Below are 24,302 nucleotides of genomic sequence, written 5' to 3' on the forward strand. Positions count from 1 at the left end.
GTTAACTAATCGATTAAAATTTTTTTATGAAGTCAAATCAATTTTTATGGGCATTTACTGTTTCGTTATCCGGTTTTTTATTTGGGTTTGATACAGTTGTTATTTCCGGTGCCAATCTTCCAATAAAAGAGCTTTGGGAAACTTCTCCTTTATTCCATGGACTTTTCATAATGTCTATGGCTCTCTGGGGTACAGTTCTGGGATCATTGATGGGAGGAATTCCTAGTCAGAAACTTGGAAGAAAGAATACGTTACTCATCATTGGTGTTTTGTATTTTGTGTCCGCGATAGGTTCAGCCCTGGCTCAAGACCCATATATATTTTCATTTTTCCGGTTTATCGGCGGGGTTGGTGTAGGAGCATCTACAGTAGCGGGTCCAATGTACATATCTGAAATATCTACGGCAAGTAATAGAGGTAAATTGGTAGCGCTTTATCAATTTAATTTAGTATTGGGAATCCTAATAGCTTACTTATCCAATTATTTATTAAAGGGCTTTGATGGAGCTAACGATTGGCGTTGGATGCTAGGTGTGGAAGCCATTCCTGCTTTTATTTATTTTACCTTTATGTTTATGGTGCCTAAGAGTCCTCGTTGGCTTATCGCTATAAAGAAAGACGAAGTTTCGGCGAGAAAAGTGCTGGAAAAAATGGGAATTGCGAATGTTGATCAGGAAATCAAAAACATTGAGCTCGCAGATATTCGAGAAGAAAATTCCCAAAAATCGTTCTTCAGTCAATATAAAAAACCCCTTGTATTAGCATTTTTGTTGGCATTTTTTAATCAGCTATCGGGAATAAACTTTGTATTGTATTATGCCCCAGAGATTCTTGAAATGGCAGGGTTGGCATCCAAAGAGTCGCTCTATAATTCAATATTCATTGGTGCTATAAACCTTGTTTTTACATTTGTTGGGCTCAATCTAATTGATGTCCTTGGAAGGAGGAAATTACTTATAATAGGTTCAATTGGATATATAACGAGCTTGGTTATGATTGCTGTAAGTTTTTACGCACATCTTAGTTCATTGGTTCTTTTGATATCGATAATGGGTTTCATAGCATCCCATGGGGTAGGGCAAGGAGCTATTATTTGGGTTTTCATTGCCGAAATTTTTCCCAACCATGTACGTTCAGCTGGACAAGCATTCGGAACAGGAACACATTGGGTTTTTGCAGCATTGATAACATTACTTGGACCAGTGGTTATTGATATCTTCTCAGAAAACCCATGGCCTATCTTTGGGATGTTTGCAGCAATGATGGTCCTACAATTAATTTTTGCCATATTCATGATGCCTGAAACCAAAGGTGTTTCATTGGAAGAAATACAGAAAAAGTTGGGTATATAAATGACAATTTCCAAATTAGAAAAGTATGAAAGTTAAACTTAAGATATTATTAATTACGTTAGTAATTACTCTATACAGCTGTAAAGAAAAAAAGGAAGAAATAGCTGTTGCTGAAAAAAATGCAAAGCGTCCAAATATCATTTTTATGATGTCGGACGACCATGCTTATCAAGCCATTAGTGCTTATAGTGACAAATTGATTAAAACACCTAATATAGATCGTTTGGCGAAGGAAGGGATGCTGTTTACAAACGCCAGCGTAACCAATTCTATTTGTGCACCATCCCGTGCGGTAATTTTAACGGGTAAGCATAGCCATATTAATGGGAAAACGGATAATCATTTTCCATTTGACACCACACAGATAACATTTCCTCAGTATTTTCAAAAGGCAGGATATCAGACAGCAATGTTTGGTAAACTACATTTTGGAAATAATCCAAAGGGATTTGATGAATTCAAGATTTTACCCGGACAGGGAAAATACTATAATCCGGATTTTATTACGAAATCGGAGGGGAAGATTAATGTTGAGGGCTATGTAACCGATATTATTACGGATATGACACTTAATTGGTTGGACAATGAACGCAATAAGGAAGAACCTTTCATGTTAATGTACCTTCATAAAGCTCCACATAGGGAATGGCTACCGGCTCCCCGACACTACAAGGAGTACATTCACAAAACATTTCCGGAACCAGAAACGCTATTCGATGATTATGAAGGAAGGGGAACAGCTGCTAAGACGGCTGAAATGAATTTATTAAAACACATGAATTGGGCCGGGGATAGCAAGGTTTATCCGAAAGTAATGGACGAATTAGGTATACCTGATGCTTCTGGTTGGGACAAAAAAGCATTTTACCGCGAAGTGGGACGGATGAACGAAGAACAAAGAGCAAGTTGGGACAGTGTTTATATGCCAATGAACGAAGACTTTAAAAAGCGTTATCCGAATATGACTGAAAAGGAAAAGATGCAGTGGAGATACCAACGTTATATGCAAGACTATTTAGGAACAATAGCAGCGGTAGATGAAAATGTGGGGCGTCTTTTGAACTATTTGGACGAGAATGGTCTAACCGATAATACCCTTGTAGTCTATACTTCTGATCAGGGCTTTTATTTAGGGGAACATGGATGGTTCGACAAACGCTTCGTGTATGAAGAATCATTTAGAACTCCATTGTTGATTCGTTGGCCTAGTGTTGTGTCTCCAGGAAGCTCTACTTCGGAAATGGTTCAAAATTTAGATTTTGCACAAACGTTGATGGATGCTGCGGGAATAGAACAACCAACCGATATGCAAGGAGAAAGCCTAATGCCTTTGCTGAAAGGCAAGGAAGATGCTTGGGATAGGGAGGCGGTCTATTACCATTACTACGAATACCCATCTATACATATGGTAAAGCGTCACTATGCCTTGGTGTCTAAAAGATATAAACTCATCCATTTCTATTATGACGTTGATGAGTGGGAGTTGTACGATAGGGAAAAAGACCCCAATGAAATGCAAAATGTATACAACGATCCTCAATACACCGATGTCGTTAAGGAATTGAAACAAAAATTAAAGGAAATGCGTTTAGAATATGGTGACTCAGAAGAATTGGATAAAGAGTACACAGAAAAATATTTGCAAAAAATTAATCACATAGGGAAAGATGTTACCAAAGGTTAAAATTAAATCGTATTCAATCGTATTAGGTTGTTTTTTATTGGTTAATACTCTTGGTTGTAAAAATACTTCCGAAAATAAAGAAACCGATATTGGCACAAAAAAAGAAAAAAAAATAGACAGTGCCACGGTAGTAGCAAAAGCTACTTATGAGAACCTATGCTCAGGTTGTCATGGACAGCAAATGCAGGCTTTTGTGGACAGGGAATGGAAGCATGGAAAATCATTTGATTCGCTGGTTAAGAGTATTTCAAAAGGATATATGGATGCAGGAATGCCTGCTTGGGAAAATACGTTAAGCGCAAAAGAAATACAAAATTTAGCGGAATATATAACGGAGGGTATAGAAGAAGTTGAAAAGTACGGTTTTAAAGCTGAGAAATTGTCTTCAAATGTCGTTAGGACGGATGATTATGTGATTACTTTGGATACTGTGTTTAGTGGTATTGAAATACCTTGGCATATGAATTGGTTGCCTAATGGTGATATGTTGGTAACTGCCCGTTCAGGTGCGCTTTTTAAAATTGATTCTGATGGAAACAAATATCAAATTAAGGGAGTGCCAAAAGTACGAACAAAAGATCAAGATGGTCTTTTTGAAATTCAAATCGACCCAAATTTTCCAAAAAACAATCATGTATACCTTTCCTACGCCGATTTAAAAATAGAAGGGAAAGATTCTCTTACCACTACTGTAGTGAGCAGGTTTACTTTAAAAGATAATATGTTATCGGATAAAAAAATGTTGTTTTCGGCAAATCCCTATACTAATAAGCAATATCATTTTGGAGGAAAAATGACTTTTGATAAAGAGGGACATTTATACATAACGGTAGGGGATCGAGGAGAACGGGATGTAAACCCGCAGGATCTATCTAAAAAGGCTGGTAAAATACATAGAATCAATACAGACGGCAGCATACCTTTGGATAATCCTTTTATATGCAAAGAGGGAGCGGTTTCATCGATTTATTCATTGGGGCATAGAAATCCGCAAGGACTGGCGTTTCATCCAGAAACAGAAGAATTATGGGAGCATGAGCACGGTCCTCGGGGAGGTGATGAGATTAATATCATTAGACCGGGTGTTAATTATGGATGGCCGGTTGTATCCTACGGAATAAACTATGATGGAACAACTTTTACCGAAAAGCTTCAACAGGAGGGGATGAAACAACCTCTGCATTACTGGGTTCCATCAATAGCCCCTTGCGGAATGACATTTGTAACTTCTAGCCGATACAATGCTTGGAAGGGAGATTTACTGGTTGGGTCTTTACGGTTTAAATATCTTAATAGATGCGTTATCGAAAATGGAAAGGTGGTCAAGGAAGAAAAGTTACTGAAAAACGTAGGAAGGTTACGTAATGTTATTGAAGGTCCTGATGGATACTTATACATTTCTGTGGAAAAACCAGGATTTATCTTCAGATTGATACCCTCAAAATTATAATACCTCAGGTTAAACCTATTTGCGTTGATAATTTGTCAATAGAGGACTATCTCATAAACTGTGTAAATAGAAAAATAACAGGGGTCGCGACCCCTGTTATTTTTTTGTCTAATTTTAAATTTTACACAGTATAAAAAAAGAAGATTTATTTAGCGATGAATTTTTGAAGCAGTTTAAAAGCGGTGATGAGCTCAATGGCTTTTTAAAATAACTGCAGAAACGTGGCATTGAGAAAATGCTCGAAGGCGAATTGGATGGGCATTTGGGCTATGACAAGAGCCAGAAGTCCGACAATCCCAATACCCGCAATGGTTTTTGTCAAAAAAGGGTGCGCACCTCCTTTGGGGAGTCCCATATTCAGGTCCCCAGGGACCGTAATGCTTCCTTTAACCCGATGATCGTGCCCAAACGTGGGAATATGGTTGATGGCATTGAAAATGTCATCGTATCGCTCTATGCCAAAAGAATGAGCAATAGCGATATCGAAGAACAGATCAGGGAAGTTTACAGTTTTGAAGTTTCCACTTCCACCATCTCCCGGATCACCGAAAAGGTCACCGATGATATCGTGGCCTGGCAGAACCGTCCATTGGAACCCGTATACCTTATTGTTTGGATGGATGGGATCGTTTTCAAGGTACGGGAGAACTCCAAGGTGATCAATAAGACAATATACATAATACATAGCAGTCGGGCTTCGCAGGGATGGGAAGAAAGTACTATTGGGGCTTTGGTTGGGCAAGAATGAATCTGCAGCCTTTTCGATGGGTGTCTTTACCGATATAAAATCTAGGGGCACGGAAAATATATTTATCACGGCCACCGACAACCTGAACGGGTTTACCGATACCATCAGGAACGTGTTCCCTGATTCCAAGACCCAGATCTGTGTGGTGCACCAAATACGCAACGCCTGCAGATATGTGGTTTGGAAGGACAAAAAAGCCTTTACAGCGGATATGAAGCATATCTACAATGCACCTAACCAACAGGCCGCAAAAGCTGCCCTGGATGATTTTGCAGGACAATAGGAAAGTAAATATTCGTATGCCTTGAAGAGCTGGCGGGACAACTGGGAAGACCTTACGGTATTCTTTGAGTTCCCCTTGGAAATAAGAAAGATCATTTATATCACGAACCTTATCGAGAACCTCAATGGGAAAATCAGGAAGTACATTAAAAATAAGCTGTCTTTCCATACAGATGAAGCCTTGATGAAATCTGTATATTTGGCTACAAGGGAATGCTCTAAAAAATGGACCATGCCCATCAGGAACTGGGGCATTATTTTAAATCAGTTCCTCTAGATCCCTGCCCGACTGGCAGGCGGGTATGAAAAAAGGATCAGACTTTAAATAAGCCTAACCCCGGTTATTTAAACTTTACACACTTTGCGGAATAGTGTCAGCATTATTTAAAATACATAACAGGTTTGTAGTATGTTTAATAATTGCTTCATCTTATTGTGAAATTTAAATGTGCCCAAAGGTTTTGTGTATCAGCCGTAGCAGATTTTCTAAGCTACTTTTCAGGTTACAGTATACTTTAAATAAATGAAAAAAGCGGTTCAAGTTGGGACTCAAACCGCTATTGCTTAAACACGTCTTGTTGGCAACTTGCTTTTCTATTCTATATGTATCACTTTTTTTAGGGTAAATTCTTCTACAGCCTCATCAGTCGCCTTCATAAATCCAGCCAAGTGTGTATTGTTCATATGTATTTGCCATAATTCTCTGCTTTCCCAATTTTCATAAAATAAGAATAGATTTTCATTTTCATTATTTTGGTGTGAATCATAATTAATACATCCATTTTCTGCCCTAGTAACATCAATCAGTTTCAAAAGTTCACTTTTTACTAATTTTTTCTTTTCTGGTTTTGCCAAAATTTTTGCTATAATGGTTAACTTTTGATTACTCATTATTTCTGTTTTTGAATTATTTGATTTGTTGTCAATTTTCTGATCACTACACATTGCGAAAAGCATACTAAACGCAAATAGTATTACTATTTTACTATCTCTATTTATCTAAATGGAACTCCTTCAGTTATTGGTTTAAATCTAAATATATAAAATGGCTGTGAGGCTTTGTTTTCTCCATTATTGAAAATTGCCCCTCTGTTAACTTGAGCTGCCGAAACATACATAAAACCATCAATATGATTATAGCTTACGCCATCAGGCCATACCATATTTGGGTTTTTGGCAATGGTTCCTACACTCCGGTCTTTAGCAAAAACTACGGCCACAGAGTTACTCTCTACCGCTGTCATATAAATATTTCTATCCTTATCAATACTCATACCTCCATTGTTTGGTTTTTCAGAATACGTCTCTATTTTTGCACTCAACTCTCCCTCTAATAAACTTTCATTTAATAAGTCAATAGTTTTTATTCGATAAATCTTTGTACCATTTAAAGGCGCATAGTAAATCCATTCAAAATCCTTATCTGATGTGATTCCGTCATTACCAACCAAAAGAGCGTTGCCATTAACTGCCAACTTTTTGCCATTAATAACTGTTGGGTTGTTTTCAGGCTTGGTGGTTTTATGACCCTCAAGAACACGTCTTGTAGTTCCTGTATTCATATCTACGATAATAAATGCAGCTGCATTACCATTACCACCCTTTCCAATGCCTTCATCTGCAATAATGAATGCCTTATGTTTGGTGTCAACTACCATATCGTTGGGCTGTGAATGTTCTACAGTTGATTTATCTATATAATAAATTTTTTCAAGAGTATCCTTTTTAGTGTTCCAACCTACAATCTTAGGTTTTATGGTATTACGTTGTGCCATATCTATCATCCAAACAATTCCATTTTCATCATTTCTAACACCTAATACATTGCTCAAATAATTTTCGTCAGATTCTCTTGGTGTATTCCAATCCAAATTAGGAAAGGGCTCTATCTGCTTTGTTTCTTTGTTCATTTTAACCACTCGTATTTTGGGTTCAAAAAATGGGTGATGACTATAAACCAAATCTCCATTTACTGTAAATGAAATATTGCCTACGGCTTCATTGACAGTTGCGAAAGTTTCTATTTCTTTCTCTCTAAAATGCATTGTTTGCGATGCTTCATCTGTTGTGGTTTCCTTTTGCTTTGTATTTTGTTTACAGGAAAAAAAAGCAATTACCACTATGATATATAAATAATTTTTCATTTGCTATTTTTTAAATAATCAGGTAAATCTTCTGAAAGCCAATCTTGACGCACAGGAACGTGAACGTCCAGATCTACTGTTTTCTCTAACGCCCAAAATTCGTGAGGTACATTTTCGGGAAAAACAATTACTTCACCTGCTGAAACAATTTTAAATACTTCCTTGCCTTCTATAATAGTTTTAATTTTAACTTTTCCTTCTTGAATAAATGTTATTTGCTCATTAGGATGTTTGTGCCAAGGAATATGGGCTCCTTTTTCCATATAGAAAATCGCCATTTGCCCTTTTTCACCATAAAACCATCTCCTTGTCATACCTTCGGAAATAGTATCCATCGGAATATCGTTGAAAGTAAAATGATTTACTTCCAATTTATTGTTTTTATCCTGAACAGAGTTTTGGACTGGATTGCTTTTACACCCAAATAAGATGGTACTAAAAATTAGTACAGCGATAAAAATTAAATGTTTCATATTGTTTCTATTACTTTGTTAATATCTCTTCTTGATTTTGGTTTTTTCAGTGGTTGGTTAAGGTCTTCAATGTCCCTGTAACCTATTGCTACAGCCATAAGAGTAGAATAGTGCTGCTGATTTAGTATTTTATCGTAATTGTCAGGTTCGATACCTTCCATTGGTGTTGCATCGATTCCCTTTTCAGCACAAGCACTTAAAAACACACCCAAAGCCAAATAAACTTGTCGGTCAAACCAAGATTTGATTTGCTCTTCCGATTGAGGTTTTATGAACTCTTTGTAATAATTAACTGCTCCTATAGGAAGTTCATTTTCAATTTGTTTTTCGAATAGATGAATGTCATTAATTCGACTGAAAACGACAACCGTATCACTATCAATAACTTTATTTGTATTTAACCAAGACACTTCTGAAAGTTTTTGTTTGATTTCTTTGTCTGAGACAAACACAAACTTCCAAGGCTGACTGTTTATTGAAGAAGGACTTAATTGTAGAATTTCTTTTAACTCTTGAATATTTTCTTCTTCTATTTTTTTGCTACTGTCATACTTCTTTGTTGTATAACGGTTTTTCATTGACTCTAAAAAACTCATATGTTCTATATATTTTATTACTATAAAAATTATAGTTTCAAAAGTAAGTATAGTTCATTATCTTTGCAATAACGGTCAAAAATGATAGTATAAATTATATGGAAGCTGTAGAACCAAAAATGCTCAAATTCAGAGGTAGAGAATATCCTTGTTGTGCAAGTTTAACAATGGGAATAATAGGTGGAAAGTGGAAAACTGTTATTCTATTTTATTTGATGAACGAGAAATTGAGATATAATGAATTGAGAAAATTAATGCCAACTGTCACGGAAAGAACATTGAGCTTACAATTAAAAGCATTAGAAGAAGATGGTTTGATAAAAAGAAAGGTTTATACTTCAAAACCTCCTTTAAAAGTCGAGTACTCGCTAACAGATTTTGGAAAAACTTTAATTCCCTTAATTCAGTCTATTGCAGATTGGGGTGATTTAGTGGTTGAGAAATATACATAACTGATTGTCCTTTCAGCTTATGGCTTTCGACACTGGACTTGCAACAAAAAGTCGGACATTTTTTCTAAGACCTATGCTACATTTTTAAATTGATAAAATTCTCGTTCTACTTCAAAAGGAGTTTTATACCCTAAAAAAGAGTGTAAATGTTTTCTGTTGTACCATATTTCGAAATACTCAAAAATTGCAGTTTTAGCCTGCTCTATAGTTTTAAACTCACCATCATAAACAAGTTCTACTTTTAAGGTTTTAAAGAAAGACTCAGCTACGGAATTATCCCAACAATTACCTTTCCTGCTCATGGATTGGGTTACCAGAGAGGTAGATTTTATAAATGTTCTAAATGCTTTTGAGGCGTATTGTATTCCTCGATCCGAGTGAAATATTAAACCCATGTTTATCTTACGTTTGCTTACAGCCATTTTCCACGCAGGAATAATGGTTTGCTTGGTGTGCAGGCTTGTACTTAATGACCAACCGATTACTTGCCTGTCAAATAAATCAATAATAGCTGTCAAATATAACCATCCTTGATTGGTCCTGATAATAAGTAATTTCATTAACCCAAGCAGCATTTAACCTGCTGGGATTAAAATTCCTGTTGTGTAAATTTCTGCAGACAGGGTATTTATGATTCGAGTCCGTAGTCACTTTATATTTTCTTTTGTGTTTGCTTACCCAATGGTTCACTTTCATAATTTTAGCCACTGTACGCCTAGATAGACAGTAACCTGTAGCCTTACCCAATATAAGACACGGCTAAATTCAACAAATTTTCATTAATATCATCAGATTCGGGGAAGAATTCTTCCCCGAATCTGGGCTTGTATTCCCTAGGGGATTTATTCCCCAATGATTGATGCGGATGGTTATTGTTGTAATCTTCCATCCATTTATTGCTTAATGACCGTAAATGATGTAAATCGTTAAACCAATAAGCATTTAATACATCTTCTCTATAAAACCTATTCAAGCGTTCTATATATCCATTCTGCATCGGTTTGCCCGGTTGGGTATAACGTATTTCGATACGTTTTTTATCGCACCATTCACCAAATGTCTTGGATATAAACTCAGGGCCGTTGTCACAACGGACAGTTTGCGGGAGCCCAACCTCTTCTTCCAATTGTTCTAATGTTTCCACCAACTTTCTGGCAGGATAGTTTAATCCTGGATCTACAGCCAGTACTTCTCGGTTGCAATCATCCATTATGTTTAAGATGCGTACTTTTCTTCCATCAGAAAGAACATCTGACATAAAATCCATGCTCCAGACTTGATTCAATTGTCCAGGGGCCCCTAAAGGATGTTTTACCCTGTCTGTGATACGCTTTTTATGTTTACGTCTTAATTTAAGCTTCATTTGCCGGTATACCCGTAATACCCGTTTTCGGTTCCAGATATGGCCTTCGCGACGTATGCGTTTATAATATTCATCAAAACCCCGGGTTGGTAACTTCGTGGCCAACTCTGAGAGTTTATCGATTACCTCACGATCATCACGTTTAGTCTGATAATACCACATGGAACGGGTCAGCCCTACTACATCACAGGATCGCTTTATGGATACCTGATACTCCTTCATCAAATAAACCGCTCTATGCTTCTTGTCGGAAGGCCTTAGAACTTTTTTGACAAGAGATCTTTTAACATTCGATTGTCAAGGCTCGCATCCGCATACATCTGTTTGAGCTTGCGGTTTTCTTCCTCCAGTTCTTTCAGGCGTTTTAGCTCTCGGGCCTCCATCCCCCCATACTTCTTACGCCAATAATATATGGTGCTCTTATCGATACCCAATTCACGGGCAATATCGCCAATGGCTCGACCTTGTTCGTTTTCCTTTAAGACCTTAATGATCTGACTTTCGGTAAATCTACTTTTTTTCATCGGACAGTTTAATAGTTTAAAGTTAATAAATTCGAATTTTAAACTGTCTTATTTTTAGGGAAGGCTACAAACCCTTTACGCTTTAGCTGTTTTGCTATTCTGGTAGAGCCATAGCGTTGTTTGCTTAAATCAAATTCTTTTTTTGCTAAATCTGTAAACAAACTATACTCTAATGTTCGCTTGGAAGGGCCTTTTGTATACCATCTATAAAAACTGCTCCTACTTACTTTAAAATCCCTGCACATCTTCCTGACGGGATATAAATGCCTATAACTGGCTATGGATCCATAGATCTCCCATCGCTCTTGGAGAAGATGTGCACGGCCTTTTTTAAGATCTCCTGTTCAAGTTCTTTTTCTTTAAGAGCTTTTCGTGGCCTTTTAACCTCTAAAGCATCATCGGGCATTGGATTTTCAGGCTTAGGCAATGTAGCTGAGTTAGCCGCTTTACACGGTTTGTAGATTCTTTCTACCCCTATTCCTAGTTCGTCCGCCAATTCTTTTATATTCTCGCGCTGGTAACTTAACCGAACTGCTCGCTCCTTTAATTCAGGATTGTAATAACGATTTTTCATGTTTCTAAGATATTTGTTTTCTCACAAATGGTCCTAAATTTTGTGTCCGAATAAAGGTAGCGACTCCAAGAAATAGCATATACCAAACTCGAACATTGGTATAAAGAGGTTTAAGAATCTGGATTAAAAGCTTTTAGGACTCAGTTTAGAGGGATGAAAAATATAGAATTCTTCCTTTTCAGATTGACCAAAATTTTTGCATAAACACAACAATTGGGATTGATCCAATAAAACCATAGTACGAATCGATCTTTAAGGTTCTTACTATTGCTTATTGGTTTTTCATCGACTTAACTCCATTAAAAAAAGAGGAAGTTAATACATGTATTTGTAGCGCTATTACGTTCAAAATGATTATTCAGGTATATATATAAAAGTATTTAAATATACTTCATTTTTATACTATTGAAGGAGTAAAAAATAATTACCGTACAAAAATCGTAGAATATCGAAAAGCAAAAAACCGCAAATAATTGAAAAACAAATATTTACGGTTTTTACTAGCGGAGAAAGAGGGATTCGAACCCCCGGAGGTGTGACCCTCAACAGTTTTCAAGACTGCCGCATTCGACCACTCTGCCATTTCTCCTTTGCGGGTGCAAATATAGAAACCTTTTTTCAATTCAGAAAGACTAAAATGTACTTTTTTTATACTTGTGAATTTTGTATTTGATTATCAGTGAACTAAAACTTAGGTTTTTTAAAATTAGGTTTAATATTTAATTCCAAGGACACAAAAAAAGGATAGAATCTGTTACATTTGTGTAAAATCTATTAACCATGAGTATTATTGATGCTTTAGAGTGGCGTTATGCTGTTAAAAAGTTTGATAGGGAAAAATTACTTTCAGAGAAAAAAATAAATACCTTAAAAAAAGCTTTTAATTTAACGGCTACTTCTTACGGTCTTCAACCCGTAAAATTGGTAGTTATTTCAGATAAAACCATTCAATTTAAATTAAAGTCAAGTTCATGGAATCAAGCTCAAGTTGAAGAAGCTTCACATCTTTTAATATTTTGTATCGAAGACAAAATTAACGAGGCGTACATAAAGAGTTACTTTGAGAGGGTGAAGCATATTCGAAACACTCCAGATGAGGTATTGGCTCCTTTCCAAGATTTTCTAATCAATGATTTTGAGAGTAAAACCGTGGAGGAAATTAAACAGTGGGCTAAAAATCAAGCATACTTGGCTATGGGCAACCTTTTAACGGTTTGCGCTCTTGAGGGCATAGATGCTTGTCCCATGGAAGGTTTCGTGCCAGCGGAATACGACGAAACCCTTAATCTTAAAGAAAGGAACTTAAGTTCGGTTTTAGTACTTCCGGTAGGGTATCGTGCAGAAGACGATATGTTTGCCTCTTTTAAGAAGGTAAGGAAGCCTCTAAAGGATAGTGTTATCGATTTTTAATAAAAGTTTAGTAGTTATAACTTCAATGCACAAAGCATTTCTTTAACTTTGTGTGCTTTAAAAAATATATTTTATGCCAGGATTTGAACTTTTTGGGGATCAGGAAAGAAAACAAGTAAACGATGTACTGGAAAGCGGTGTTTTAATGCGTTATGGTTTTGATGGAATGCGTAACGGTCATTGGAAAGCTGTGGAGCTCGAGGATGCCATTTCCAAAAGAATGGAAGTAAAGCACACCCAATTGGTAAGCAGTGGTACTTCTGCTTTAACGGTTGCACTGGCAAGTGCCGGAATAGGGGCAGGGGACGAAGTTATAATGCCAACCTTTACATTTGTAGCTAGTTTTGAATCGATAATTGCACTTGGAGCGGTTCCTGTTTTAGTGGATATCGACAATACGTTAACGCTAGATCCTAAGAAGGTAAAAGAGGCTATTACAGATAAAACCAAAGTGGTCATGCCAGTGCACATGTGTGGTTCTATGGCAGATCTAAAAGCATTGTCCCTTATTTGCAAAGAGCATAATTTGCTTTTATTGGAAGACGCATGCCAAGCTATAGGTGGAAGTTTCGATGGAAAGCCTTTAGGTAGCTACGGCGATCTTGGTTGCTTTTCTTTTGATTATGTAAAAACAATCACTTGCGGGGAAGGCGGCGCTATTATAACGAATAATGAAGATTATAAAATAAACTCCGATCATTATTCGGATCATGGCCACGATCATATTGGAAAAGACCGAGGGGCAGAAACACATCCTTTCTTAGGATATAATTATAGGATTTCTGAATTAAATGCCGCTGTTGGTTTAGCTCAAATAGCGCGTTTGGATGAATTTATCGATATTCAGAAGAAAAATTATGCCATACTAAGAAATGCTATTGAAAATATTCCCGGTGTGGAAATGAGGAGCGTTCCAGATGGCGGTGTAGAAAACTATTCCTTTTTAAGCTTTTTTATGCCTGATGAAGTAACGGCTAGAACAACCCAAAAGGAATTGGTGAATAATGGTGTGGATGGTTGCTTCTATTGGTTTGATAATAATTGGCATTACATTAAAAAGTGGGATCATTTAAAAGACTTAAAAACGCTTGGGAAACTTCCTCAAGAGGTTGTAATTGGCTTGCCAGATTACCATATGCAGGACTTTAAACAATCCGACCACTGGCTGGGAAGAAACATCTCAATACTTATTAAATTAAGTTGGACAGAAGAAGAGGTTAAACAAAGGGCCGAAAAGATGAATGAGGTTTTGGAAAATATTTTAGAAACAGCAAAATAGAGTTCAAAACAATATCAAAAAAATCAAAGCGGCAATTTCAATTGCCGCTTTGATTTTTCATTAAGTTTTATTATTATTTAGTAATTAACGTACTCCACAATCTCGAGTCCGTAACCAATTATTCCCACTCTTTTTGTTTGAGTGGAATTGGACATGAGCCGAATTTTAGAAATATCCAAATCGTGTAATATCTGGGCGCCAATACCAAAGTCTTTCGCATCCATATTTACCTTTGGTGCTCTCATTTCTCCTTCAGATTGAAGTTTTTTCAGTTCCGATAGGCGATTTAACAAATTTAAAGAGTGACTTTCTTGGTTGATAAAAACAATTGCTCCACGCCCTTCTTTATTTAAAAGGCTAAACATGTCGTCTAATTTTTTATCTGCATTGGTGGTAAGGGTTCCAAGAATATCGTTGTTTACCAAGGTAGAATTAATTCGTGTAAGCACCGGTTCATTTGGTTTCCATGTTCCATTAGTAAGTGCGATGTGTATTTGGTCGTTGGTGGTTTGTTTATAAGCACGTAGCCTAAACTTTCCAAATCGGGTTTCAATCTCAAAATCTTCCTTTTTCTCAATCAAACTATCATGTTGCATGCGGTATGCCACTAAATCTTCAATAGTTACAATTTTTAGGTCTAGATCTTGTGCAACTTTACAAAGTTCTGGTAAACGTGCCATGGAACCATCTTCGTTCATAATCTCCACAATTACTCCTGCTGGTTCCAGTCCGGCAAGCCTAGCAAAATCTATGGCCGCTTCTGTATGTCCTGTTCTTCTTAAAACACCACCTTCTTTAGCCACCAGAGGAAAAATATGTCCCGGTCTTCCAAGTTCAAAAGGCTTCGTTTCTGGATTTATAAGGGCTTTTATGGTTTTAGCGCGGTCTCCAGCAGAGATCCCCGTAGTTACCCCGTAACCCCTAAGGTCTACAGAAACCGTAAATGCGGTTTCCATAGGGTCGGTATTATTACCAACCATGGGGTGAAGTTCTAGATCTTTACATCTTTTTTCGGTAAGCGGAGTACAAATCAATCCACGCCCGTATTTGGCCATAAAATTAATCATCTCCGGAGTCACCTTATCTGCAGCGGCTACAAAATCCCCTTCATTTTCTCTGTTCTCATCGTCGACAACTATAATTACTTTTCCTTTACGGATGTCGTTAATAGCTTCTTCAATGGTATTTAATTTAATATCTGATGTAGACATTAGTGTATCGGTATTCATTGCAAATTTTTATCAAAGATACTTATTTTGGAGCATCTGACTTCTTTTTCTTCAAGAAACTGAAAACCCCTTTAATCTTGGCAAGACTATTTCCGATATCGAAAACAGCTTTATCTGCCGTGGCCCGCCGAGTTAGAAAAATACCCAGCGGCAACATAATAGCGGTAGAAATCCACGCACCAATTACTGGGGGAAGGCTCCCGTCTTCAGCATAATTTTTTGTAAATATCCCAATAAAGTGATAGGTTAAAAACAGACCGATAGCCAATACCATAGGTAAACCGAGCCCTCCCTTTCTAATAATGGCACCTAAGGGAGCACCTACGAAAAAGAGTATAAAACAAGCAAAAGCCAAGGCATATTTTTGATGTTTGGACAAAATATGGTGATTGTACAATTTTGTTCTTCGGTTTAAATCCCATTTCTTGCCTTCTAAAGTAGATTTCGTGTTTTTTACCGTATTAAGTGCCATATCTACCAATTGGGTTCTTCTGTAATCCTCTGTAATGGTAATAATGCTATCGATATTGGTTTTTATCAAGCTTTTTATTTCTTCTTTGCTCTTTTCGGGTTTTTGCTTTTTATTTGAAGACGTCTTTTTAGGTCGCTTCGTGTTTTCCCGTAATTTTAAGCTGGCAGCTCCTGTTCTCTTATAAACGTTTTCACCAAAATTGGTAAAAATCTTTTCGTTATCCTTTTTTAAAGAATCTATCGCATAATCCAATTCGGAGACATTAAGCATTTTAAAGGTATTTTTAACCTTTTCTTCTTCTAGGTCTACATTGTTAAGATTGCTTAAATCCATAAATATGGTATATGTATCGAAATAAGCTTTTGCAAAAGGATAGTTGTCCCTTTTATCACGGCTTTCTGCTTTTAGATCTTGATAGAAATTCCCGTCCTTTAAAACCAATTGAAGAATATTGGAGTTTTCGTTGCTCACCAGTTCACCGTCTACCGATTTTATGACTTTATCGTTGATTCCTCCATCGGTAAGTTGATGGATTATGACATTATCCAACAATCGGTCGTCTTCACCATGTTTTTTGTCAACCTTCATACTAAAATCTTCACCTACTGTACTAAAGGCACCTTCAGAAATAGCCATTGCAGGCTTCATTTGTGCAATATTCCTACGCAGGTTGTACGATTTGTATTCCGCAGCCGGAATTACATTATTGGCAAAGAAAAATGTTCCGATACTTAAAAAGGTAATAAATATGATAAGGCCTCTCATGGCACGGTAAAGCGATATTCCCGAAGCTTTCATGGCGGCAAACTCGTAATTTTCTGCCAACGCCCCAAAAGTCATTATAGAAGCCAATAAAACCGTTAATGGCAGAACATTGGGGATAAGGTTAGGGGAGTAGTAAAAAAGAAACTTCCCAACAATAACCAAATCGATATCTTTCCCGGCAAATTCGTCTATAAAAAACCAAATTGCCTGAAAAATAAAGATGAACATCAAGATCACAAAGGAACTGATGAAGTTATACAAAAACCTTGAAAGGATATATCTATCTAAAATCTTCAATGGGCACTCTTAATTTTTAATGATGTAATAACCTAAATCTTCGTATTTAGCTTTATTAAAGGTAAATAGCGACTTAGAAATGGGTTCGTTCGTTTTAAAAGAATTAACGGTTATGGTGGTTTTTGTACCATTTGCGCCCACTTCAATTAAATTATAAATGTGCTTGGTTTGTGCATCTATTCCCAACAATATTTGTTTTATTTCTGAATTGCTGTCAATGGGAGTTAATTCTACATATTGAATATTTCTACCTTTCACGTTTTGTAAAACGTCCCATTTATAATTGTAGCCTTTTTTATAAAAAGTAAGCATTTTTGAAGGAGTAATGGTCCCTTCCTCGGCATTGTCTTCATTACTTTCTATAACCACTTCTTCATTTTCAGGAATTACGGTATATGTTTTACTGCCGTCGAAAATCTTGGTAGCCCCTAAGTAATTAAATACATATTTATCCCCTTGGATGGTAACATCTCCTTTCGTTTCCTGGTGAATGTTCTCGGCGGAATTGTCGAGCGCATATTTAAATTCAATAAAGATATTGTCGTAACCTTTTACTTTATTATACACTTCATCCAACAGGGCTTTTGCTTTTGCATCGCTTTGCGCTGTTGCCGTAAAAGATGATAAAATTATGGCGAATAGTACTAATATGTTTTTCATTATATGATGATTGTTTATGTATTTGTATTCTACTTATTCATTACTCAATAACTGATCCAAAGCAGCCATATCTGTAACTAAAACCTGTCTTGCTTTACTTCCTTCAAACGGACCAACAATACCGGCTGCTTCTAATTGATCTATTATTCTTCCTGCCCGATTATATCCCAGTTTTAGCTTACGCTGAAGTAGGGATGCAGAACCTTGCTGCGCTATAACAATTACTTCGGCAGCTTCCCTAAATAAGGCGTCTCTTTCCGATATATCTATATCAACACCTGTGCCAGAGTCTTCCCCGACGTATTCTGGCAGTAAATGTGCATCCGGATAGGCTCTTTGTCCGCCAATGTAATCGGTTATTTTTTCCACTTCCGGAGTATCCACAAAGGCACATTGAAGTCTTGTAAGATCGTTTCCTTGTGTATAAAGCATATCCCCACGGCCAATTAATTGATCGGCACCGGGAGAATCTAAAATGGTTCTAGAGTCTATTTTAGAAGTTACCCTAAAGGCTACCCTTGCTGGGAAATTGGCTTTAATAATACCCGTAATTACATTTACAGACGGCCTCTGGGTGGCGATAATTAAATGAATTCCAATTGCCCGGGCCAACTGTGCCAATCTGGCAATAGGTGTTTCCACTTCCTTTCCAGCCGTCATTATTAAATCGGCAAATTCGTCTATCACCAATACAATGTATGGGAGGAATTGGTGTCCGTCATTCGGATTTAATTTTCTAGCTTTAAACTTTGTATTGTACTCTTTAATGTTACGAACCAGAGCGTTTTTAAGCAGCTCGTAGCGGTTGTCCATTTCTATACAAAGGGAATTTAATGTATTTATAACCTTGGTATTATCTGTGATAATCGCCTCTTCGCTATCGGGTAATTTTGCTAAAAAATGACGTTCAATTTTATTGAATAGGGTAAGCTCCACTTTTTTAGGGTCCACCAATACAAATTTAACCTCAGCAGGATGCTTTTTGTATAATAATGAGGTTAGAATAGCATTAAGCCCTACTGATTTACCTTGCCCAGTGGCACCCGCCATTAACAAGTGGGGCATTTTAGCAAGATCTACCACAAAAGTTTCATTACTAATATTTTTACCAAAGGCAATTGGTAACTCCATTTCTGCAGCTTGAAATTTCTTTGAAGCAATTACGGAACGCATGGAAACAATTGTTGCATTTTTATTAGGTACTTCTATACCAATAGTTCCTTTTCCGGGAATAGGTGCAATAATCCTAATCCCCAATGCCGCAAGGGATAAAGCAATATCATCTTCTAGGTTTTTGATTTTTGAGATTCTAACCCCGGCAGCAGGTACAATTTCGTAAAGAGTAACTGTTGGACCAATGGTAGCCTTAATTTGGGAAATCTCTATTTTGTAGTTTTTAAGGGTATCTACAATTTTATTTTTATTTTCTTCGAGCTCCTCTTGGTTTATGGTAATACTGCCCGCGCCGTAATCGTTTAAAAGTTCCAATGTTGGAAATTTATAATTGCTCAGTGCTAGCTTAGGATCGAATTCCCCAAAATCTTTTACAAGTTTTTCTGAAAGGTTATCAGTTTCCTCTTTTTCTTCTTCCACAGTTTCCACTTCCATTTGAAGCTCACTATTTTCATCTGCAATGGTTTCCCGCTTTATAGTGCTAATGGGTTGTTTTTCTTCTTCGTCTTCTGCTATTTTAACTTCAAAAGAGTTTTCAATATCAACATCCGAAGTGGTGTCAACATTAGAATCGTGAATATTTGCTGTTTCTGCAGTTTCCTTTTTTGTGGTAATTTCAGATCCGCTTTCTTCCTGTGGTTCTTCTTTTTCTGCTTTCGATTTATTGGTTTTAAAAGCCGCTTTAAACTCTTCTTGGGTGGTATGGAATAAAGATCCGATTTTTTGTGGTGTAACTCCCAGCCGTATCACGGCATAAGTGATGAAAATGAATAAAAGCAACAATGCCAGTCCGATTTTACCAATATAAGCACGTAAGAAATCATTCATTTCGAAACCTACCACACCACCGAGCAAAGGGGCGCTCTCTGAAAAGAATCCGAAGAAAATGGCTAGCCATACACTTACTATAATCCCCCAAAACCACCTATTGGCCAGTTCTTTTAAACTGTAATTTAGAAAAAGATAGAATCCAGTTTGAAAAAGAAGAATTGGAAATATGAATGCTGCAATTCCAAATCCTTTATAAATAAAAATGTGACTCACGGAAGCGCCAAATTTATTGAGCCAATTTTTGGCTTCTGCCTGGCGGTTTCCAAATTCCTTTAATAAACTTTGATCTTCTTGCCAAGTGGAGAAGAATGAGATAAAAGCTACAAAACAAGCAATGCTGATCAGCATTAACAAACTTCCAAAAATTATTTTTTGTTGATTGGAAATCTTAAAAGATGGAATTTTTTTAGTGGAAGTTTTTTTACTTGTTTTCGTCTTTTTTTTGGGCATTGGCTAGATTGTGTTTAGTCGCAAAAATACAAATTACAAACGTATAGTTTCGCTTTATATTTTCAAAATATTTTAGGAATGTAGATAATACAACCAACTATAATCGCTGCAATGGCTGCAATACATACCGCCCCTGCAGAAATATCTTTTATAAAACCAATTTTGCTGTGATGTGCTGGGTGGACAAAATCTGCGATCTTTTCCACAGCAGTATTTACACCTTCAATGCTCATAACTAGAGCGATGGTAAGTATTTGCAATATCCATTCTGTAGGGGAGAGGTGGTAATAAAAACCAGCTATCGTTACCGCTACGGCAATGGCTATTTGTATTTGTATGCTTGCTTCGGTTTTCAATAAAAGGTATACCCCCTTAAGAGCATACCCAATACTGAAAAATCTATTTTTAAGGAAATTCATTAAGCTTTTAAGGCCTTTAGGGCTTCTTTGTAGTTTGGTTCGTCTACAATTTCAGCCACTTGTTCGGTGTGGATAACTTTTCCTTCTTCATCTAAAACAATTACCACCCTGCTGAGCAATCCTTCCAGCGGTCCATCTGTAAAGTCCAGTCCATATTTTTCACCAAAACTATGGTTCCTAAAATCTGATAATGATACTACGTTTTCCAAGCCTTCTGCTCCGCAAAATCTTGCCATTGCAAATGGTAAATCCCTAGAAATACAAAGAACTTTGGTGTTTTCTAAAGACGATACTTCTTCATTGAATTTGCGCACGCTGGCCGCACAGGTACCGGTGTCTACACTTGGGAAAATATTTAAAACTACTCTTGTCCCTTTAAAATCTGCTAAGGATGCAGTAGATAAATCAGTTTTAACCAATGAAAAATCTGGAGCTTTTGTTCCTGTTTGTGGAAGCTCTCCCGATGTATGTACGTTATTTCCTTTTAATGTAACTGTTGCCATGATAATTATAGCTTTTTAAAATTTGTTAATTTAATTAAAGGTATTAATAATTGGGGATATAAAAACAAAAAAGCCACCTTTTCAGGTAGCTTTTAAGTACTTTTTCTAATTTTTTCCCATCCAGGTTTAAAGGTCTATTTATCTATAGAACCTAGTACCCGTTTCATAAAAGCATTTACTGCTTCTTTTTGGCTCATACCGTCTTCTTTAATCATTTTATTGACTTCCAAGGCACCGTACATATTGGAAATTAATTCACCAATAACATCCAATTCCTCGTCTTTTAAAGAAGGAACTTCTGTAATGGCTTCCAATGTTTCGATGGCCTCTACAACGTAATCCTCATCATTCGCTTCAATAAAGCTCGAAAGTTGTTTAATTACTGGAAGCTTCATCAATAAAAGATTTTAAAACGTCTGTTTTATTCGTCTGAATTTGGTTGATAACCTCGCCATTTTTAAAAGCTGCGAATGTAGGCAAATTGTCTACTTGAGCCAGCTTTCTTGATTCAGGATATTTCTCGGCATCCACAATAACAAAAGTTGCATTATCTGCTTCCTGAGAAAACTTCTTGAATTTTGGCTTCATAATGCGGCAATTACCGCACCATCCGGCAGAATACTGTACAAAGACAGTGTCATTTTCTGCAACCAATTCAGCTAAATTATCTTTTTCTAATTCTACTAACATCTTCTTCTTAGTTTGAGCTTAAGTATGCTGCAACTCCTTTTCTATCGGCATTCATTGCCTCTTTACCTTCTTCCCAATTTGCAGGACAAACCTCACCATTTTTCTGTACGTGAGCATATGCATCAATTAAACGTAAATACTCATTTACATTTCTACCCACTGGCATATCGTTTACACTTTCGTGAAATACTTTACCATCTTCATCGATAAGGAAAGTAGCTCTAAAAGTTACGTTATCCCCTTCGTAAACATAAGAATCTGTTTCCTCATTGTATGTTTCAGAAGAAAGATCTAAAATACGTAGCATATTGGCCAAATTTCTATTGCTATCTGCCAAAAGCGGATAAGTAACACCTTCGATACCACCATTGTCTTTTGCAGTATTTAACCATGCAAAGTGAACTTCAGGAGTATCGCAAGAAGCACCGATCACTAAAGTGTTTCTTTTTTCAAATTCTGCCAAAGCAGATTGGAATGCATGCAATTCAGTTGGACATACGAATGTAAAATCTTTTGGGTACCAGAAAAGAATGACTTTTTTCTTATTCTTTACTGCTTCTTCCAACACATTTACTTTAAATGTATCTCCCATTTCATTCATAGCGTCTACTGCTATATTTGGAAATTTTTTTCCTACTAATGCCATATCTATTAACTTTTAATGTTTATTAAATTTCTAGTACAAATTTAAGAAGGAACGGAGAGGAAGCAATAGATTTTAAATTATATTAACTTATGAAAGAATAAGTAATAACAATACCTGTGATGAATTTCAAGAGGTATTATGAATAGTTTAAAGTAGAGGTCTCAAAAATGCAATATCCTTAAAAAAATAAATATAATATTGCGATATTATTTTTTATCTGTTAATTGCCTGATTTTAATATTGAAGGCAGCATACAGCAATGTAACAAACGGACTCAAATAATTAAAGAAAGCGTACCCAATATAAGCCGTAGTATCCACGCCCAGAACACCGCTCTGATAAGCTCCACAGGTATTCCAGGGAACCAATACAGAGGTTACGGTTCCTGAGTCTTCCAACGTCCTACTCAAATTCTCTGGAGCTAGTCCCTTATCTTTATAAGCCTTGGCGTACATTTTGCCCGGTACTACAATCGCCAAGTACTGGTCGGATGCGGTTACGTTAAGTGCCAAGCAGCTGGCTACGGTACTCGCAAAAAGTCCAAATACAGAATCGAAAGCCGTAAGTAAAGCCCGGCTAATTCTGGCGAGGGCGCCAATAGCATCCATGATCCCACCAAAAACCATTGCGCATAAAATCAACCAAATTGTTCCCAGCATGCCGGCCATTCCTCCGGAGGAGAATAGATCGTTAAGTTTCTCATTGGTAGTTTCTATGGAAGTATCAACCGTAATGGCATTCATTACACCTTTGTAGCCAGATATAAAAGTAAGCTCATTTGCTCCCGAGATATTCTTTACAATTTCTGGTTGAAAAATAAGGGCGAAAATTCCGCCCAACAGCGTCCCAACCAGAAGAGCCAATAGCGGGGGTGCTTTTTTTACAATTAAAAAGATAACCACTACCGGGACTATAAATAACCAAGGGGAGATATTAAAAGATTTGTCTATGGAAGCCAATAGCGAAGCTGTATCGGGTACTTTGGTAGTGTCTAAATTTAAACCGATTATGGTAAATATGATAAGTGTAACAATTACTGTAGGGACTGTAGTTAATGCCATGTACTTTATGTGCGTAAACAAGTCGGTTCCCGCCATGGCCGGTGCCAGGTTGGTGGTATCGCTTAAGGGTGACATTTTATCTCCAAAATAAGCCCCAGAAATCACAGCTCCGGCCGTCATTCCAGGTGAAATACCCAAGGCGCCGCCAATTCCCACCAGCGCTATACCTACGGTGGCAGAGGTTGTCCAGCTACTTCCAGTAGCGATGGAAATGATAGCACAAATAACCACACAAGCTGCCAGAAAGAAGGTTGGGTTTAGTATTTGGAGCCCGTAGTAAATCATTGAAGGAATTACGCCGCTTATAAGCCAGGTTCCAGCCAAAGCGCCTACAAAAAGTAAAATGAGAATAGCCCCAGCGGTAGATTTTATGTTGTTTGACACTTCTTCGATCATCCTGTCGTAGGAAACCTTATTTAGAATCCCTACAATGGCCGCTACGGCACCCCCGATTAAGAGTATAAATTGATTGGAACCACTAAGTGCGTCGTCCCCAAAAACAAAAACATTAAAAGCCAATAAACCTACTAAAACAATAACTGGGATAAGGGCTTCCCAAATACTGAGCTCCTTATTCTGAATTACTTTCTCTTCTTCCATTAAAATATTTTGATGCCCTCAAGGAGGGAAGTTATTCGGTTCTCTGGTGCCGAATTGCGTTATAATTTGCTTCGAATTTCTTCGGTTGCGCCCAAAGATACTTAAAAATGTAATGTTACGAAATGACAGGGAAAGTTCAAAGTTTAACAATTAAACTTTTAGCTGGGGAAAGAAA

The 24,302-nt window shown here is 36.9% G+C and carries 24 protein-coding genes, 1 tRNA gene and 1 pseudogene; 7 read left to right on the forward strand and 19 right to left on the reverse strand.

The window, feature by feature from the left end; translation table 11 throughout:
* The first annotated feature begins 26 nt into the window (after nt 1–26).
* From HX109_RS13180 to HX109_RS13195, 4 genes and pseudogenes are all read left to right on the forward strand, one after another.
* Nucleotides 27–1,352: a sugar porter family MFS transporter gene (locus HX109_RS13180; protein WP_178952734.1), complete on the forward strand. Its 1,326-nt coding sequence runs from the start codon at nt 27–29 to the stop codon at nt 1,350–1,352.
* Nucleotides 1,353–1,377: 25 nt separating this feature from the next.
* Complete coding sequence (locus HX109_RS13185; protein WP_178952736.1) at nt 1,378–3,036, forward strand: sulfatase; 1,659 nt, start codon at nt 1,378–1,380, stop codon at nt 3,034–3,036.
* Entirely contained in the window at nt 3,020–4,486 is a 1,467-nt protein-coding gene (locus tag HX109_RS13190; RefSeq protein WP_178952738.1) for a PQQ-dependent sugar dehydrogenase, read from the forward strand. The genes HX109_RS13185 and HX109_RS13190 overlap by 17 nt, the downstream gene beginning before the upstream one ends.
* A gap of 130 nt (nt 4,487–4,616) precedes the next feature.
* Nucleotides 4,617–5,793 (forward strand): annotated as a pseudogene (locus HX109_RS13195) (IS256 family transposase).
* A gap of 317 nt (nt 5,794–6,110) precedes the next feature.
* Here the strand turns inward: HX109_RS13195 and HX109_RS13200 are convergent.
* The 4 genes from HX109_RS13200 to HX109_RS13215 all read right to left on the reverse strand — a co-directional run bounded on the left by HX109_RS13200 (nt 6,111) and on the right by HX109_RS13215 (nt 8,729).
* The gene (locus tag HX109_RS13200; RefSeq protein ID WP_178952740.1) at nt 6,111–6,407 is read right to left on the reverse strand and encodes a putative quinol monooxygenase; all 297 of its coding nucleotides are present in this window, start codon (nt 6,405–6,407) and stop codon (nt 6,111–6,113) included.
* Nucleotides 6,408–6,511: 104 nt separating this feature from the next.
* Entirely contained in the window at nt 6,512–7,660 is a 1,149-nt protein-coding gene (locus HX109_RS13205) for an L-dopachrome tautomerase-related protein (protein ID WP_178952742.1), read from the reverse strand.
* Entirely contained in the window at nt 7,657–8,133 is a 477-nt protein-coding gene (locus tag HX109_RS13210) for a cupin domain-containing protein (protein WP_178952744.1), read from the reverse strand. Before HX109_RS13210 ends, HX109_RS13205 begins: the two co-directional genes overlap by 4 nt.
* Nucleotides 8,130–8,729 (reverse strand): nitroreductase family protein, encoded by a 600-nt coding sequence (locus HX109_RS13215; RefSeq protein ID WP_178952745.1) that lies wholly within the window; start codon nt 8,727–8,729, stop codon nt 8,130–8,132. Before HX109_RS13215 ends, HX109_RS13210 begins: the two co-directional genes overlap by 4 nt.
* Nucleotides 8,730–8,827: 98 nt before the next feature.
* Here HX109_RS13215 and HX109_RS13220 point away from each other — a divergent pair, with 98 nt between their 5' ends.
* A complete protein-coding gene (locus HX109_RS13220; protein ID WP_255462698.1) occupies nt 8,828–9,181 on the forward strand; it encodes a winged helix-turn-helix transcriptional regulator in 354 nt (117 codons plus the stop codon).
* Nucleotides 9,182–9,252: 71 nt separating this feature from the next.
* Here the strand turns inward: HX109_RS13220 and HX109_RS13225 are convergent, their stop codons facing one another.
* The 5 genes from HX109_RS13225 to HX109_RS13245 form a co-directional block, all read right to left on the reverse strand.
* Nucleotides 9,253–9,741: an IS3 family transposase gene (locus HX109_RS13225; RefSeq protein WP_178952747.1), complete on the reverse strand. Its 489-nt coding sequence runs from the start codon at nt 9,739–9,741 to the stop codon at nt 9,253–9,255.
* Between the two features lie 179 nt (nt 9,742–9,920).
* Nucleotides 9,921–10,766, reverse strand: a complete 846-nt coding sequence (locus tag HX109_RS13230; RefSeq protein WP_255462699.1) for an IS3 family transposase — start codon at nt 10,764–10,766, stop codon at nt 9,921–9,923.
* Between the two features lie 35 nt (nt 10,767–10,801).
* Entirely contained in the window at nt 10,802–11,068 is a 267-nt protein-coding gene (locus HX109_RS13235) for a transposase (RefSeq protein WP_178952749.1), read from the reverse strand.
* A 277-nt stretch (nt 11,069–11,345) separates the two neighbouring features.
* A complete protein-coding gene (locus tag HX109_RS13240; protein WP_178952751.1) occupies nt 11,346–11,642 on the reverse strand; it encodes a transposase in 297 nt (98 codons plus the stop codon).
* Nucleotides 11,643–12,146: 504 nt separating this feature from the next.
* A tRNA-Ser gene (locus HX109_RS13245) sits at nt 12,147–12,231 on the reverse strand.
* 191 nt (nt 12,232–12,422) lie between these two features.
* Here HX109_RS13245 and HX109_RS13250 point away from each other — a divergent pair.
* Both HX109_RS13250 and HX109_RS13255 read left to right on the forward strand, forming a co-directional pair.
* Nucleotides 12,423–13,052: an NAD(P)H-dependent oxidoreductase gene (locus HX109_RS13250; protein ID WP_178952753.1), complete on the forward strand. Its 630-nt coding sequence runs from the start codon at nt 12,423–12,425 to the stop codon at nt 13,050–13,052.
* A 73-nt stretch (nt 13,053–13,125) separates the two neighbouring features.
* Nucleotides 13,126–14,331 (forward strand): DegT/DnrJ/EryC1/StrS family aminotransferase, encoded by a 1,206-nt coding sequence (locus HX109_RS13255; RefSeq protein ID WP_178952755.1) that lies wholly within the window; start codon nt 13,126–13,128, stop codon nt 14,329–14,331.
* A gap of 77 nt (nt 14,332–14,408) precedes the next feature.
* On the opposite strand, the gene ribB is transcribed toward HX109_RS13255, so the two are convergent.
* The 10 genes from ribB to nhaC all read right to left on the reverse strand — a co-directional run bounded on the left by ribB (nt 14,409) and on the right by nhaC (nt 24,127).
* A complete protein-coding gene (gene ribB, locus HX109_RS13260) occupies nt 14,409–15,560 on the reverse strand; it encodes a 3,4-dihydroxy-2-butanone-4-phosphate synthase (protein WP_178952756.1) in 1,152 nt (383 codons plus the stop codon).
* A gap of 22 nt (nt 15,561–15,582) precedes the next feature.
* Entirely contained in the window at nt 15,583–17,094 is a 1,512-nt protein-coding gene (locus HX109_RS13265; protein WP_178952758.1) for an LptF/LptG family permease, read from the reverse strand.
* 9 nt (nt 17,095–17,103) lie between these two features.
* Nucleotides 17,104–17,754: a LolA family protein gene (locus HX109_RS13270; protein WP_178952760.1), complete on the reverse strand. Its 651-nt coding sequence runs from the start codon at nt 17,752–17,754 to the stop codon at nt 17,104–17,106.
* Nucleotides 17,755–17,787: 33 nt separating this feature from the next.
* The gene (locus HX109_RS13275) at nt 17,788–20,208 is read right to left on the reverse strand and encodes a DNA translocase FtsK (protein WP_178952762.1); all 2,421 of its coding nucleotides are present in this window, start codon (nt 20,206–20,208) and stop codon (nt 17,788–17,790) included.
* Nucleotides 20,209–20,270: 62 nt separating this feature from the next.
* Entirely contained in the window at nt 20,271–20,627 is a 357-nt protein-coding gene (locus HX109_RS13280) for a diacylglycerol kinase family protein (RefSeq protein WP_178952764.1), read from the reverse strand.
* Entirely contained in the window at nt 20,627–21,130 is a 504-nt protein-coding gene (gene tpx, locus HX109_RS13285; protein WP_178952766.1) for a thiol peroxidase, read from the reverse strand. Before tpx ends, HX109_RS13280 begins: the two co-directional genes overlap by 1 nt.
* A gap of 134 nt (nt 21,131–21,264) precedes the next feature.
* Nucleotides 21,265–21,525, reverse strand: coding sequence for a DUF6952 family protein (locus HX109_RS13290; RefSeq protein ID WP_178952768.1), 261 nt, complete (start codon nt 21,523–21,525; stop codon nt 21,265–21,267).
* Nucleotides 21,506–21,820 (reverse strand): thioredoxin family protein, encoded by a 315-nt coding sequence (locus tag HX109_RS13295; protein ID WP_178952769.1) that lies wholly within the window; start codon nt 21,818–21,820, stop codon nt 21,506–21,508. The genes HX109_RS13290 and HX109_RS13295 overlap by 20 nt, the downstream gene beginning before the upstream one ends.
* A gap of 7 nt (nt 21,821–21,827) precedes the next feature.
* Complete coding sequence (locus tag HX109_RS13300; protein ID WP_178952771.1) at nt 21,828–22,466, reverse strand: peroxiredoxin; 639 nt, start codon at nt 22,464–22,466, stop codon at nt 21,828–21,830.
* A 206-nt stretch (nt 22,467–22,672) separates the two neighbouring features.
* Nucleotides 22,673–24,127: a Na+/H+ antiporter NhaC gene (gene nhaC, locus HX109_RS13305; RefSeq protein WP_178952773.1), complete on the reverse strand. Its 1,455-nt coding sequence runs from the start codon at nt 24,125–24,127 to the stop codon at nt 22,673–22,675.
* Nucleotides 24,128–24,302 lie beyond the last annotated feature (175 nt).

The sequence above is a fragment of the Galbibacter sp. BG1 genome, assembly GCF_013391805.1.
Lineage (GTDB): Bacteria > Bacteroidota > Bacteroidia > Flavobacteriales > Flavobacteriaceae > Galbibacter.

Bases quoted from the DNA above. Each gene is read 5' to 3' on its own strand.
- HX109_RS13295 (WP_178952769.1), bottom strand. From the start codon at position 21,820: ATGTTAGTAGAATTAGAAAAAGATAATTTAGCTGAATTGGTTGCAGAA.
- HX109_RS13240 (WP_178952751.1), bottom strand. From the start codon at position 11,642: ATGAAAAATCGTTATTACAATCCTGAATTAAAGGAGCGAGCAGTTCGG.
- HX109_RS13220 (WP_255462698.1), top strand. From the start codon at position 8,828: ATGGAAGCTGTAGAACCAAAAATGCTCAAATTCAGAGGTAGAGAATAT.
- ribB (WP_178952756.1), bottom strand. From the start codon at position 15,560: ATGAATACCGATACACTAATGTCTACATCAGATATTAAATTAAATACC.
- HX109_RS13275 (WP_178952762.1), bottom strand. From the start codon at position 20,208: ATGCCCAAAAAAAAGACGAAAACAAGTAAAAAAACTTCCACTAAAAAA.
- HX109_RS13215 (WP_178952745.1), bottom strand. From the start codon at position 8,729: ATGAGTTTTTTAGAGTCAATGAAAAACCGTTATACAACAAAGAAGTAT.
- HX109_RS13180 (WP_178952734.1), top strand. From the start codon at position 27: ATGAAGTCAAATCAATTTTTATGGGCATTTACTGTTTCGTTATCCGGT.
- tpx (WP_178952766.1), bottom strand. From the start codon at position 21,130: ATGGCAACAGTTACATTAAAAGGAAATAACGTACATACATCGGGAGAG.
- HX109_RS13190 (WP_178952738.1), top strand. From the start codon at position 3,020: ATGTTACCAAAGGTTAAAATTAAATCGTATTCAATCGTATTAGGTTGT.
- HX109_RS13225 (WP_178952747.1), bottom strand. From the start codon at position 9,741: ATGAAATTACTTATTATCAGGACCAATCAAGGATGGTTATATTTGACA.
- HX109_RS13185 (WP_178952736.1), top strand. From the start codon at position 1,378: ATGAAAGTTAAACTTAAGATATTATTAATTACGTTAGTAATTACTCTA.
- HX109_RS13205 (WP_178952742.1), bottom strand. From the start codon at position 7,660: ATGAAAAATTATTTATATATCATAGTGGTAATTGCTTTTTTTTCCTGT.
- HX109_RS13200 (WP_178952740.1), bottom strand. From the start codon at position 6,407: ATGAGTAATCAAAAGTTAACCATTATAGCAAAAATTTTGGCAAAACCA.
- HX109_RS13270 (WP_178952760.1), bottom strand. From the start codon at position 17,754: ATGAAAAACATATTAGTACTATTCGCCATAATTTTATCATCTTTTACG.
- HX109_RS13250 (WP_178952753.1), top strand. From the start codon at position 12,423: ATGAGTATTATTGATGCTTTAGAGTGGCGTTATGCTGTTAAAAAGTTT.
- HX109_RS13235 (WP_178952749.1), bottom strand. From the start codon at position 11,068: ATGAAAAAAAGTAGATTTACCGAAAGTCAGATCATTAAGGTCTTAAAG.
- HX109_RS13300 (WP_178952771.1), bottom strand. From the start codon at position 22,466: ATGGCATTAGTAGGAAAAAAATTTCCAAATATAGCAGTAGACGCTATG.
- HX109_RS13290 (WP_178952768.1), bottom strand. From the start codon at position 21,525: ATGAAGCTTCCAGTAATTAAACAACTTTCGAGCTTTATTGAAGCGAAT.
- HX109_RS13255 (WP_178952755.1), top strand. From the start codon at position 13,126: ATGCCAGGATTTGAACTTTTTGGGGATCAGGAAAGAAAACAAGTAAAC.
- HX109_RS13210 (WP_178952744.1), bottom strand. From the start codon at position 8,133: ATGAAACATTTAATTTTTATCGCTGTACTAATTTTTAGTACCATCTTA.
- nhaC (WP_178952773.1), bottom strand. From the start codon at position 24,127: ATGGAAGAAGAGAAAGTAATTCAGAATAAGGAGCTCAGTATTTGGGAA.
- HX109_RS13230 (WP_255462699.1), bottom strand. From the start codon at position 10,766: ATGAAGGAGTATCAGGTATCCATAAAGCGATCCTGTGATGTAGTAGGG.
- HX109_RS13280 (WP_178952764.1), bottom strand. From the start codon at position 20,627: ATGAATTTCCTTAAAAATAGATTTTTCAGTATTGGGTATGCTCTTAAG.